The sequence below is a fragment of the Ectopseudomonas oleovorans genome (assembly GCF_003052605.1).
GTDB lineage: Bacteria > Pseudomonadota > Gammaproteobacteria > Pseudomonadales > Pseudomonadaceae > Aquipseudomonas > Aquipseudomonas oleovorans_A.
Genome location: NZ_QASO01000087.1, coordinates 1 through 11591, shown reverse-complemented (window position 1 = coordinate 11591; position 11591 = coordinate 1). Strand labels below are relative to the sequence as shown.

Sequence of the window (11591 nt, the reverse complement as noted above, 5' to 3'; positions counted from 1 at the left end):
CCCTGCGGAAGCGAGCTCTGCTCGCGAACCGTACGGGACATAAAAGCCTCGCGAGCAGAGCTCGCTCCTACAGGCCGCAAAGCGCTCTGAGTTTTTCAGTATCCAGATGCAGTTCCACCTGGTCCGCCAGGCGGTCGATATCGCGCTCGCGCAACGCCTGGTAGTCCACCGTCTGCACCTCATGCAGCCCGGCCCAGCGCAACAGTGCGGCGAGCGCCGACGGCTGCTCGAACAGGCCGTGCAGGTAGGTGCCGAGCACCTGGCCATCGGCGCTGAGACCGCCATCGCTGCGACCGTCGTCGAGCTGCACGGCGCCGTTGAGGCCCGGACCACGACTGACGCCGGCATGAATCTCGTAGCCGCTGACATCAGCCTGCTCCAGGCACAGCCGACCGCGGACGTTACGCAGCTGTTTTTCCGGCTCAAGCAGCGTCTCGAAATCCAGCAGGCCGAGGCCCTCGCTGCTGCCGGCAGCGCCTTCCAGGCCATGCGGGTCGTGAATCTGCCGGCCGAGCATCTGCAGGCCACCGCAGATACCCAGCAGCTTGCCGCCGTAGCGCAGGTGGCGGGTGATGGCGGCGTCCCAGCCCTGCTCGCGCAGGCGTGCGAGATCGGCGCGCACACTCTTGGAGCCGGGCAGGATGATCAGATCCGCCGGGGGAATGGCTTGCCCCGGCCCGACGAAGGTCAGCTGCACCTGTGGGTGCAGGCGCAACGGATCGAAATCGGTGTGGTTGCTGATACGCGGCAGAACCGGCACCACCACGCGCAAGGCCTGTTCGTCCTTGGCCTGCTGACGGGTATCGACGGCGTCTTCGGCTTCCAGGTGGAAATCCATCAGATACGGCAGCACGCCGAGCACCGGCTTGCCGGTACGCTGCTCGAGCCAGTCCAACCCCGGTTTGAGCAACGCAATGTCACCCCGAAAGCGATTGATCACGAAGCCCTGGACACGCGCCTGCTCGCTCGGGCTGAGCAGTTCCAGGGTGCCGACCAGATGGGCGAACACGCCGCCCTTGTCGATATCTGCAATCAGAATCACCGGGCAATCCACCGCTTCGGCGAAGCCCATGTTGGCGATGTCGCCGGCGCGCAGGTTGATCTCGGCGGGCGAGCCGGCGCCTTCGACCAGCACCAGTTCATGGCGCTCCAGCAACCGTGCATGGGATTCCAGTACCGCTGCCATGGCCACCGGCTTGTAGCCGTGATAGGTCAGCGCCTGCATGTTGCCGATGGCGCGACCGTGGATGATCACCTGGGCACCCATGTCGCTGTTGGGCTTGAGCAGCACCGGGTTCATGTCGGTGTGCGGCTCCAGGCCGGCGGCCTGTGCCTGCACCGCCTGCGCGCGGCCGATCTCGCCGCCGTCGGCGGTCACGGCGGAATTGAGTGCCATGTTCTGTGGTTTGAACGGTGCCACGGAAATGCCCTGGCGCCGCGCCCAGCGGCACAGTGCCGTCACCAGCGTGCTCTTGCCGGCGTCGGAGGTGGTGCCCTGCACCATCAAGGTCGGCATCAGGGCGTTTCCTCGAGGTTCGCCAGCATCGGCGCGCACTCAAGCAGCCCCTGCTCCAGACGCAACCAGCCACATTCGTCGGCCGGCAGGCCGAAGCGCAGGCTGTCCAGCTCGGCGAACAGCCGCACCAGAATGCCGCGCCGCGCCAGCAGCTCCATGCAAGGCACGGCGCGACGGGTGCAGCAGAACTGGAACAGCGATGAGCCACCGGTCACCGGCATGCCGCAATCACGCAGCAGCGCCTTGAGGCGCTCGCCGTCAGCCAGCAGGCGCTCACGCTGGCGGCGCTGCCCCTCACCATCGACCAACAAGCTGAGCGCCACGCTGCGCGCCGGGCCGCTGACGGCCCAGGGCCCGAGCAGCGCCTCCAGCTCATCCAGCAAGGCCTGTGCGGCCAGGACAAAGCCCAGACGCAGACCGGCCAGGCCGAAGAACTTGCCGAACGAGCGCAGCACGATCAGCCCCGGCATGTCGCTGTAGGCGGCCAGGCTGTGCTCCGGCGTGCAATCGATGAAGGCTTCGTCGACCACCAGCCAGCCGCCGCGCTCGGCCAGTTCATTGTGCCAGTCGAGCAGGCGCGCCGGCTCGATCAGGCGGCCGGTCGGATTGTTCGGGTTGACCACCAGCAACACATCCAGGTGCGGCAGCGCGCGATGCACCGAACCCTCACTGAGTTTGGTGACACGATGGCCTTCACGACGCCAGGCCGCGGCGTGCTCGGCGTAAGTGGGCGCGATGATGCCGACGCTGGCATTGCGGCGCAGACGTGGCAGAGTCTGGATCGCCGCTTGCGAACCGGCTACCGGCAGCAGGCTGACGGCGCCGTAGTAGTCGCGCGCCGCCTGCTCCAGGCCGTCATCTGCCTCAGGCAGGCGCGCCCAGGCAGCCCCCGGCACAACCGGCAGATCCCAGCCGTAGGGCGCGACACCGGTGGACAGATCCAGCCAGTCCTCCAGGGGGATGCCGTAGCGCTGCGCGGCGGCGCGCAGTCGACCTCCATGCTCAAGCAACCCAAACCTCCCACAGCGTCAGAATCACCAACCACAAACCCACGCCAGCGACGACCCGATTCATTGCCCGCTCGATATCCCGTGCCTGCGGCGGCGGGCCTTCGCCCAGTTGCGGGCGCTCATGCCGCTCGCCGTGATACTCCGCCGCGCCGCCCAGGCTTACACCCAAACTGCCTGCGCCAGACGCCATTACCGGGCCGGCATTGGGACTGTCCCACAAGGGTGCCTGCCTACGCCAGCAGCGCAGCGCCAGAGCCGTACGCCCAAGCAGTGCATAGGTCAGCGCCACCAGGCGCGCCGGGATGTAATTGAGCAGGTCATCGATCTTCGCCGCCGCCCAGCCAAAGCGCTCGAAGCGTTCGTTGCGGTAACCCCACATGGCGTCGAGGGTATTGCTCAGGCGGTACAGCACGACGCCGGGGGCACCGGCGACGATGAACCAGAACAAGGCGGCGAATACCGCATCGGAGCCATTCTCCAGCACCGACTCGGTGCCGGCGCGAGCCACACCGGTGGCATCCAGTTCGGCGGTATTGCGGCTGACCATCCAGCCGACGCGCTCGCGCGCCAGGGCCAGGTCGCCCAGACGCAGCGCCTGCGCCACCGGCTGTGCGTGCTCATACAGGCTGCGCAGGCCAAGGGCGAAGTACAGGGCGAAGATCTCCACCGCCCAGCCAAACGAGCTGACCTGCACCAGCAGCCAGGTGATGAAGGTCAGCGGCAGCACTGCCAGGCACCAGGCCGTCACGCCATGGCTGCGCCAGCCACCACCAGCGGGATTGAAACGCTGCTCCAGGCGCCCGGCCAGGCGGCCGAAGGCGACCAGCGGATGCGCGCGGCGTGGCTCGCCCAGCACGGCATCCAGCGCCACGCCGGCACAGGTGATCAGCGCCAGGCTCATCGTTCACTCACCAGAGGATCCCCATCGATTCTCGAACAGCAATTCGGACAGCGGCCGGGGCGTGGCCCAGCCCTCTTCCACCAGCATCGGTTTTTCGTAGAAGGCGTGCACCGGCCCCAGGCACAACAGCGCCACCGGTTTGCTGCCAGCCGGCATGCCCAGCAGATCGGCCAGCGCTTCGGGATCGAACAACGACACCCAACCCAGGCCCAGCCCTTCAGCTCGTGCAGCCAGCCACAGATTCTGAATGGCGCAGGCCACCGAAGCCATATCCATTTCCGGCAACGTGCGTCGCCCGAAGACATGCGCCTCGCGTCCCTCCATCAGCGCCACCGCCAGCAGCTCGGCGCAATCGCGGATGCCTTCGACCTTGAGCCGCATGAACTCATCCGAACGCTCGCCCAGGGCTTCGGCGGTGCGAACGCGCTCCGCCTCCACCAACGCATGGGCCGCCTCACGCAATTGCGGATCGCTGATACGAAGAAAGCGCCACGGCTGCATCAGGCCGACGCTGGGCGCATGGTGCGCCGCTTCGAGCAGTCGCGCCAACACCTCGGCAGGCACCTGTCCGCCAACGAAGTGGCGCATGTCGCGGCGCTCGGCGATGGCGCGGTACACCGCCGCACGCTCTGCTGGAGTGAAGGCATGCTCGCTCATGGACGCAGCAGCGCAGCGGCCGCCTCCGGATTGGACGGCAGATAGAAGTGGATATAGCTGGCCGTCAGTCGCCCCAAACGATACACCGCCTCGGCCACCGGCTTGCCGTTCGGGCAGCGACCGAGCGCCAGAGGCTGCAAGGGACTTTCCAGCCGCGAGTGATGGTAACTGTGGCCACGTAGCTCGCCTTCGGGCAGCGTCACCTGCTGCAAGGCCAGGGCGGTCAGCCGTGGCTGCAAGGCGGCGCTGCCCGCCAGCAGGCCGAGCATGCGCCCGCTGGCACCTTGCTTGTCGCGCAGTTCATCAAGCAGATAGAGCATGCCGCCACATTCGGCGAGCAAGGGTTTGCCGGCCTGGTGATGAGCACGAATCGCCGCGGCCATGGGCTGGTTGCCTTCCAGCTCGGCCAGGTACAGCTCCGGATACCCGCCAGGCAGATAAAGGCTGTCCACCTGCGGCAGCTCGCGATCAGCGAGCGGCGAGAAGTAATGCAGCTCAGCGCCGAGCGCCTGCAACAGATCGAGATTGGCCTGATAGAGGAAGGCGAACGCCGCATCGCGCGCAATGCCGATGCGTACGCCAGCCAACAGCGGCGCCAGTTCATCGACCTGCGGCGCGGCGAAGCTCACCGCAGGCGGCAGCAGGTCGACGTTGGCGCTGGCCGCCAGCGCATCGGCCGCGGCGTCCAGACGTGCGTCCAGATCGGCCAACTCACCGGCCTGCACCAGCCCCAGATGGCGGCTGGGCAACTCCACTGCGGCACTGCGCGGCAAGGCGCCGAACCAGCGAATGCTCGCTGGCAGCGCATCGCGCAGAATCTCGCCGTGGCGCGTGCTGGCGACACGGTTGCCGAGCACGCCGGCAAAGGGCAAGTCCGGCTGGAAGGTGGCAAGCCCGTGGGCCAGGGCGCCGAAGGTCTGCGCCATGGCCGCACCGTCGATCACCCCCAGCACCGGCACGCCAAAGTGGCGTGCCAGGTCGGCCGCCGACGGCTTGCCATCGAACAGGCCCATGACCCCTTCGATCAGGATCAGATCGGCCTCGCCGGCCGCCTGCCACAGCAGGCGACGGCTCTCTGCCTCGCCGACCATGGCCAGATCGAGCTGGTACACCGGCGCGCCGCTGGCACGCGCATGGATCATCGGATCGAGAAAGTCCGGGCCGCACTTGAACACCCGCACCCGCCGCCCCTGACGGGTATGCAGTCGCGCCAGCGCGGCAGTGACAGTGGTCTTGCCCTGACCGGAAGCCGGCGCAGCGATCAGCAGCGCCGGGCAGTGACGTGCGCCCATCAGAATTCGATGCCCTTCTGTGCTTTTACTCCGGACTTGAACGCATGCTTGACCAGGCTCATTTCAGTGACAGTGTCGGCGGCCTCGAGCATGCCTGGCAACGCGCCACGGCCGGTCACCACCACATGCTGCAGCAGCGGCCGGGCCTCGATATCAGCCAGCACCGCGTCCAACTCGAGGTAGCCATGCTTGAGGGCGATGTTCAGCTCGTCCAGCACCACCAGGCCGACCGACTCATCGCTGAGCAGATGCCGGGCCACCGCCCAGGCTTCCTGCGCCTTGGCGATATCACGCTGGCGATCCTGGGTTTCCCAGGTGAAGCCTTCGCCCATCACGTGATAGCTGACTTCCTCGGGAAAACGGCGGAAGAAGGTTTCTTCACCGGTGCTGGCCGCACCCTTGATGAACTGCACCACGCCGACCTTGATGCCATGGCCAAGGGCGCGCGCGACCATGCCGAAGGCGCTGCTGCTCTTGCCCTTGCCATTGCCGCTGTGCACCAGCAGCAGGCCGTATTGGTCCTGGGCCTGAGCGATCTTTTCGTCGATCAGGGCTTTCTTGCGTTGCATGCGCGCCTTGTGGCGGGCGTCGCGCTCGGTGGACTCGCTCATGCTGTGCTCCTGTACGTCAGGCACCCGCGCCGCCTGTTCATCGAACAGTACGAACGGCAATGAGGAAGAATCGCGATGATCCGCACGCACTCATCCAGGCGCCAATGGCTGGTCAGGCGAGCGGAAGACGAAAAAACACGAACACCCCGGTCAAACCGGAGCGTTAGCCGGACAGCGCCCTCCGCGATGCCGTGAAACTGCGACAGGCCGGTCTCCGGGCTTGTGAGCGAACCATGGGTTCGACGCCGCGCCTTCCCGTGCATAGCACAGTGGCTTTGCAGACTGCGTGAAAACTACTGCGCTCGGCCATGCGGCGTTAAAAACAGTCTCGTGCGCGAGTCCGATCAAAATGCTCATTTACAGCTCGTAAAGTCGAGCGCGACTCCGACCATTTTTCGCCTGTTTTTGCCTTGCCTGACCTTCGCTCGCTACGTTTTCACACGGTCTGCTTAAGCAGCGTTTGACTCACCTACCGTTGCGGGGGCAGCGCCGGCATTGGAACCGGCTTCCCTGTTTCACCCCTTGGCCGCCATTCACAGCGACGCGGGGCACCTGAAGCAAGGCGCGCAGGGTAGAGGCTGGCGGCCCTGCGCGTCAACGCCAACGCCACTCAATGCCTGGGTGTGAAACCTGGCGGTTTGCTCGCCAGCCACTCGACGAAGGTACGCAGGCGCTCATCTCCCAACAAGGCCTCGCGACTGTTGAAGGTCAGCGCCAGCTCCTTTTCACTGAACAGCCGGTGGATCTGGTTATGACAAGCACGGCAGACCCACAGCGTGGCGGTAATTCGTTCCTGACGAGGATACCGCCTCTGTACGTAAGCCTTGTCGTGTAGTGACTTGGGAATCAGGTGATGGCGGGTCAAGGCCACAGGCCGTGCACAAAACTCGCAGGCCTCAGGTTGAGGCGGCAGGCGAATGGGGTCGGCCATAAACGAAAGCTCAGGGGTTGCGAGCGAGCTCTGGAGTGATAACACGCTTGGCGTCGAGATAGACACGCTGCCAGTAGACGTTATCGAGGCTGTCCAGACGAACCGTGCCACCACTGGACGGCGCATGCACGAAACGCCCATCCCCCACATAGATACCGGCATGACTGACAGCGCGCCCGCCATTGGTGGCGAAGAACACCAGATCACCACTTTGCAGGGCGTCACGACGAACATCTGGCGTACGCATCGCACTCAGCTCACGAGTAGAACGCGGCAGGCTGATGCCAGCGGCATCACGGTAGACATAGCCGATCAGGCCACTGCAGTCGAAACCGCCATCCGGTGTATTACCACCGTAGCGATAGGGTGTTCCAACCAGGCCAAGCGCGCGAAACAGCACATCTTCGGCACCGCCCTGATAGGACGAAGAAGCAATTGGCGGCGTGTAGGCAGGCTGAGGAGAAGGGGCGCGACTGCTACAGGCACTCAGTAGCAGAACAAGAGAAATTACAGCGACACGGGTCGTGACGGGCATAAGCGAGGCGATCCTGAGCCTGAATGCGCCCTACTCTGCCCGAGACACGACGAACGGCGCAACCCTGGGGTTACGCCGTGAAACATCAGGGATGACGCCTGGCTGCGACTTGATCGTCCACTGGCGCCAGCGCCAGTACGCGCTTGGCTTGCAGGTAGCTGCGATTCCAGTAACTGTCATCCAGGCTATCGATGCGCACACCACCGCTGCGGCTGCTGCTGGAGTGGATGAACTGATCATCACCCAGGTAGATGCCGGCATGACTGACGCGACCACGACCACGATCATTGAACAGGATCAGATCACCCGGTTCCAGATCGGCGCGCGCCACCTTCGGCGCATCGAGGTTGATCAGCTCACGCGTGGAACGCGGCAGTTCCAGGCCGACTTCCTCGCGGAACAGGTAGCCGATAAAACCGCTGCAATCGAAACCAGTCTGTACCGAGCTACCGCCGTAGCGATAACGGGTACCGATCAGCGAACGCCCGAGATCGAGCAGGCTGTCGGCCAGTTGCGGCATTTCATAGGGTTGATCGTCGATCAGCGCGTTGATCTCATCATCGGCAGGTTCATCCTGCTCGATCATCAGGCGAGTCACAGGTTCGACTGCTGCATCGCTGATCGGTTGCTGCGGTTGCGTCTGCGGCGCATGGCCGGCACAGGCAGCGAGAAAGACTGTGAGTGCAATAGGCACGAGGGGTGCGAAGCGTTTTAGCATGGGCACGACCGTGTCGAGTGAATTTAACAAGTCGGCGACTATGCCTTCTATAACGTTAATTTGCAAATTCTATCGACAGAATTGTGACTCAGTGGTCTCGCCATTTCATCTAAAGCGCCCAACCATCTGCATGGTCGGGCGACTCGGAAACCTAGCCGAGAATCTCGCTGAGCGGAATGAAACGCAACATATCACCCTCGGCCAGCGTACTGCCTTCCATGACCTCGGCTAGCCCTTCAGCCCAGGCGGCGCTGCGCAAAACGCCGGAACTCTGATTGGCATAGGGCACCACGCGCCCATGCTCCAGACGCGCGCGCAGGTACTCACGGCGCATACCCGGCTTAGCCCAGGTAAAACCTGCCGGCACCGCGAAGCCCAGTGGTTCGACCCGCTGCACCCCAAGACGACGCAACATGTAAGGACGCGCCAGCAGTCCGAAGGTGACCAGTGTCGAGGCCGGGTTGCCCGGCAAACCTATTACCGGAACGCCCTGATAGTGGCCGAAGGTCAGCGGTTTACCTGGCTTGATCGCCAATTTCCACAGCGCCAGTTCGCCCGCCTCGCGCAGGGCTATGCCGAGAAAATCCGCCTCCCCCACCGAAACGCCACCGGTGGAGAGGATCAGATCGACCTCGCCCAGGGCGCCCAGCGCTGCGCGGGTGCGTTGCAGGTCATCAGGCAATATGCCCGCATCCACCACACTGCAGCCCAGCCGTTGCAACCAGGCAATCAGCAGACGGCGATTGCTGTTGTAGATCTGCCCCGGCCCAAGCGCCTGCCCCGGCTCGACCAACTCATCACCGGTGGACAGCACGGCAACGCGCAGGCGCCGACGCACCGACAGCCGTGCGGCGCCTAGAGAGGCTGCCAGCCCCAGCTCGATTGGCCCCAGGCGGGTACCGGCCGGCAGCACGCATTCGCCGCTGCGGGTTTCCTGACCTTGAGCCCGTACGTTCTGCCCGACTTTCAGCGGCTCGCGGAAATGCACGCGCCCTGCCTCATCCAGCTCAACGTTTTCCTGCATCTCGACGGTGTCGGCACCTTCCGGTAGCGGCGCACCAGTGAAGATGCGCGCGCAGGTTCCGGGCTCCAGCGGTGTGGGCGCGGTGCCCGCCTGAATGCGCTGGCTAATCGGCAACGCCTGGCCACTGCAATCAGCCAGGCGCAGGGCGTAACCGTCCATGGCGCTGTTGGCCCAAGGCGGTAGATCCAGCGCTGCGATCAGCGGCTCGGCCAGCACACGACCATCAGCCTCGGCCAGCACGATCTGCTCGACCTGCTCGATTGGCGCCGCATCCGCCAGAGCCAGCAAGCGCTCCAGCACCGCCTCCATGGGCAGTAGACCGGGGTGATCGCAACCACTCATCCGCGTGTCTCGCAGGCACCCACCTGTTTCAGATGCGGCACGAAGTTGCAGGGGCGGTGCCGTGCATCCAGTTGTTCGCCGAGAATGCCGTCCCAGGCGGTGCGGCAGGCATTGGTCGAACCCGGCAGGCAGCACACCAGGGTGCCGTTGGCCAGACCGGCCAGCGCACGCGACTGGATGGTGGACGTGCCGATATCGGCCACGGAGATCTGCCGGAACAGCTCACCGAAACCATCAACCTGCTTGTCCAGCAGGCAGGTGACCGCTTCCGGCGTGCTGTCACGCCCGGTGAAACCGGTACCGCCGGTGATCACCACGACCTGTACCTGATCCTCGGCGATCCAGGTCGCTACCTGGGCGCGGATCTTGTACAGATCATCCTTGAGCAGAACGCGAGCGGCCAACTGGTGGCCAGCGGCGGTCAGGCGGTCGACCAGCAGTTGACCCGAGGTGTCGGTCTCCAGCGTGCGCGTGTCGCTGACGGTCAGCACGGCAATGTTCAGCGGCACGAAAACCGCATCGGCCTTATGGTTCATGGCAGGCATCCAATTGGGAGAGAATGGGCGCTGTTATATCACACAGCCTGTCTTCGGAGACCGCCCGCATGCCCGTATCCAACCCACTACCCCCCTGCTCGGTGCTGCTGCTTTCCGGCGGCCGAGGCCAGCGCATGGGTGGCCGTGACAAGGGCTTGCTGGACTGGCGCGGCCGCCCACTGATCGCCTGGCTGCATGACCTGACCAGACCCTTGAGCGACGACCTGATCATCTCCTGCAACCGCAACACCGAGCGCTATGCGCCTTATGCCGACCAACTGGTCACCGACGAAGATCAGGATTTTCAGGGCCCACTGGCTGGTATCCGCGCCGGCATGGCTTCGGCACGCCATGAGCAAATGCTGGTCCTGCCCTGTGACGCCCCCCTGGTGGACCGTGCACTGATCGAGTCACTGCTTGCCCACGCGGGGAGCCGGCCGGTGGTGATCCGCCAGGGCAACTACTGGCAGCCACTGTTCTGCCTGTTGCCCACGGGGCTCAGAGACGATCTGGAACACGCCTGGCAATCCGGTGAACGCAGCCCGCAACGCTGGTTCGACAACCTAGCCCCCATCGCCGTCGACTGCACGCTGGAAGATCCCCGCCTGGCCAACCTGAACACACCGGAAACGCTCGCGAACGGCATATCGCCTTGCTGAAGCGAGAAGCCCTGCGCGGAACTCATACGACAGTTTCACGTCTGAGCGAGGGTATAGCACCTCTTTAGCACCCAAGGAGACACACCATGACCAAACGGATAATCCCCGCCCTGCTGATGGCAATCGGCTTCACTGTGCTGGCCGGCTGTTCCACGCCGTCGGTGATCACCCTGAATGACGGGCGTGAAATACAGACGGTAGACAAACCCCAGTTCGATGAAGAATCCGGCTTCTATGAATTCGAGCAACTCGACGGCAAGCGCGCCACGATCAACAAGGATCAGGTGCAGACCGTCAAGGAACTCTGAGGCGAGAGCCCGAGCCACCGCTGAAGGACAGCGGGGCTCGCCCCGGCAGCAGAAAGGGATATCGGCCTGCTGATTTTTTCAGGCTAACCCCTTGTGCGGTAAAAGTTTTTCAGTAGAATACGGCTCATTCGGAGTGTAGCGCAGCTTGGTAGCGCGTCTCGTTCGGGACGAGAAGGTCGCAGGTTCGAATCCTGTCTCTCCGACCAATCCCTTGTTCCTACATGTTCCTACATGCCTCGGAACCCCAGAAAGCCCGGCCTCTAGCGCCGGGCTTTCTGTTTCTGCTTGTCTCATGCCATCCCTAGGGTCTGTTGCCGTTTCGCGCACGGCCGCGACGGAGCCAGTTTTTGCGTGGGTTAGGCGCGAGAGGCGAAGTTTGGTCGCCCAAATGAGCCGTCGAGTAACGACGTACCACGCAAATACTGGCCCGTCCCTTCGGGTTGCGCGGCAAATTGCGCCATGCGTCGTTGCGGGATTTGGCAAGGGACCGACCATTACCTGCATCCCGCGCCTCGCGTGGCGCAATTTGGCGCAGCAACGCGGCTCGCGTC

13 protein-coding genes, 1 tRNA gene and 1 riboswitch are annotated in these 11591 nt (G+C 64.4%); of the genes, 3 read left to right on the top strand and 11 right to left on the bottom strand.

All coding sequences use genetic code 11. The annotated features are described in order from the left end of the window. Positions 1-67 precede the first annotated feature (67 nt). From DBO86_RS14635 to moaB, 11 genes are all read right to left on the bottom strand, one after another. The gene (locus DBO86_RS14635; RefSeq protein ID WP_108234049.1) at positions 68-1516 is read right to left on the bottom strand and encodes a cobyric acid synthase; all 1449 of its coding nucleotides are present in this window, start codon (positions 1514-1516) and stop codon (positions 68-70) included. Next, the gene (gene cobD / locus DBO86_RS14630) at positions 1516-2526 is read right to left on the bottom strand and encodes a threonine-phosphate decarboxylase CobD (RefSeq protein WP_108234048.1); all 1011 of its coding nucleotides are present in this window, start codon (positions 2524-2526) and stop codon (positions 1516-1518) included. Before cobD ends, DBO86_RS14635 begins: the two co-directional genes overlap by 1 nt. Further along, on the bottom strand, positions 2519-3427 hold the full coding sequence (cbiB, locus tag DBO86_RS14625; RefSeq protein WP_108234047.1) for an adenosylcobinamide-phosphate synthase CbiB: 909 nt from the start codon (positions 3425-3427) through the stop codon (positions 2519-2521). Before cbiB ends, cobD begins: the two co-directional genes overlap by 8 nt. A 3-nt stretch (positions 3428-3430) precedes the next feature. After that, entirely contained in the window at positions 3431-4084 is a 654-nt protein-coding gene (gene bluB / locus DBO86_RS14620; RefSeq protein WP_108234046.1) for a 5,6-dimethylbenzimidazole synthase, read from the bottom strand. Beyond that, positions 4081-5376 (bottom strand): cobyrinic acid a,c-diamide synthase CobB, encoded by a 1296-nt coding sequence (locus DBO86_RS14615; protein ID WP_108234045.1) that lies wholly within the window; start codon positions 5374-5376, stop codon positions 4081-4083. Before DBO86_RS14615 ends, bluB begins: the two co-directional genes overlap by 4 nt. Beyond that, positions 5376-5987 (bottom strand): cob(I)yrinic acid a,c-diamide adenosyltransferase, encoded by a 612-nt coding sequence (cobO, locus tag DBO86_RS14610; RefSeq protein WP_108234044.1) that lies wholly within the window; start codon positions 5985-5987, stop codon positions 5376-5378. The genes DBO86_RS14615 and cobO overlap by 1 nt, the downstream gene beginning before the upstream one ends. Before the next feature lie 435 nt (positions 5988-6422). Continuing rightward, a riboswitch (cobalamin riboswitch) is annotated at positions 6423-6558 on the bottom strand. A 39-nt stretch (positions 6559-6597) separates the two neighbouring features. Next, positions 6598-6918 (bottom strand): hypothetical protein, encoded by a 321-nt coding sequence (locus DBO86_RS14605; RefSeq protein ID WP_108234043.1) that lies wholly within the window; start codon positions 6916-6918, stop codon positions 6598-6600. Positions 6919-6928: 10 nt separating this feature from the next. After that, entirely contained in the window at positions 6929-7453 is a 525-nt protein-coding gene (locus tag DBO86_RS14600) for an NlpC/P60 family protein (protein ID WP_084340683.1), read from the bottom strand. 85 nt (positions 7454-7538) lie between these two features. Beyond that, complete coding sequence (locus DBO86_RS14595) at positions 7539-8171, bottom strand: C40 family peptidase (RefSeq protein WP_092374575.1); 633 nt, start codon at positions 8169-8171, stop codon at positions 7539-7541. A 151-nt stretch (positions 8172-8322) separates the two neighbouring features. Further along, entirely contained in the window at positions 8323-9537 is a 1215-nt protein-coding gene (locus DBO86_RS14590) for a molybdopterin molybdotransferase MoeA (RefSeq protein ID WP_108234042.1), read from the bottom strand. Beyond that, the gene (moaB, locus tag DBO86_RS14585; protein WP_017677474.1) at positions 9534-10073 is read right to left on the bottom strand and encodes a molybdenum cofactor biosynthesis protein B; all 540 of its coding nucleotides are present in this window, start codon (positions 10071-10073) and stop codon (positions 9534-9536) included. Before moaB ends, DBO86_RS14590 begins: the two co-directional genes overlap by 4 nt. 68 nt (positions 10074-10141) lie before the next feature. Here moaB and mobA point away from each other — a divergent pair, with 68 nt between their 5' ends. The 3 genes from mobA (at position 10142) to DBO86_RS14570 (ending at position 11246) form a co-directional block, all read left to right on the top strand. After that, the gene (gene mobA / locus DBO86_RS14580) at positions 10142-10732 is read left to right on the top strand and encodes a molybdenum cofactor guanylyltransferase MobA (protein ID WP_084340684.1); all 591 of its coding nucleotides are present in this window, start codon (positions 10142-10144) and stop codon (positions 10730-10732) included. 86 nt (positions 10733-10818) lie between these two features. After that, on the top strand, positions 10819-11040 hold the full coding sequence (locus DBO86_RS14575; protein WP_003461730.1) for a YgdI/YgdR family lipoprotein: 222 nt from the start codon (positions 10819-10821) through the stop codon (positions 11038-11040). Between the two features lie 129 nt (positions 11041-11169). Beyond that, positions 11170-11246: transfer RNA gene (locus DBO86_RS14570), tRNA-Pro, on the top strand. The last annotated feature ends 345 nt before the right edge of the window (positions 11247-11591 follow it).

Coding starts and splice junctions, on each gene's coding strand:
- DBO86_RS14635 (WP_108234049.1), bottom strand. CDS start 1,516: ATGCCGACCTTGATGGTGCAGGGCACCACCTCCGACGCCGGCAAGAGC.
- cbiB (WP_108234047.1), bottom strand. CDS start 3,427: ATGAGCCTGGCGCTGATCACCTGTGCCGGCGTGGCGCTGGATGCCGTG.
- bluB (WP_108234046.1), bottom strand. CDS start 4,084: ATGAGCGAGCATGCCTTCACTCCAGCAGAGCGTGCGGCGGTGTACCGC.
- DBO86_RS14615 (WP_108234045.1), bottom strand. CDS start 5,376: ATGGGCGCACGTCACTGCCCGGCGCTGCTGATCGCTGCGCCGGCTTCC.
- cobO (WP_108234044.1), bottom strand. CDS start 5,987: ATGAGCGAGTCCACCGAGCGCGACGCCCGCCACAAGGCGCGCATGCAA.
- DBO86_RS14605 (WP_108234043.1), bottom strand. CDS start 6,918: ATGGCCGACCCCATTCGCCTGCCGCCTCAACCTGAGGCCTGCGAGTTT.
- DBO86_RS14600 (WP_084340683.1), bottom strand. CDS start 7,453: ATGCCCGTCACGACCCGTGTCGCTGTAATTTCTCTTGTTCTGCTACTG.
- DBO86_RS14595 (WP_092374575.1), bottom strand. CDS start 8,171: ATGCTAAAACGCTTCGCACCCCTCGTGCCTATTGCACTCACAGTCTTT.
- DBO86_RS14590 (WP_108234042.1), bottom strand. CDS start 9,537: ATGAGTGGTTGCGATCACCCCGGTCTACTGCCCATGGAGGCGGTGCTG.
- moaB (WP_017677474.1), bottom strand. CDS start 10,073: ATGAACCATAAGGCCGATGCGGTTTTCGTGCCGCTGAACATTGCCGTG.
- mobA (WP_084340684.1), top strand. CDS start 10,142: ATGCCCGTATCCAACCCACTACCCCCCTGCTCGGTGCTGCTGCTTTCC.
- DBO86_RS14575 (WP_003461730.1), top strand. CDS start 10,819: ATGACCAAACGGATAATCCCCGCCCTGCTGATGGCAATCGGCTTCACT.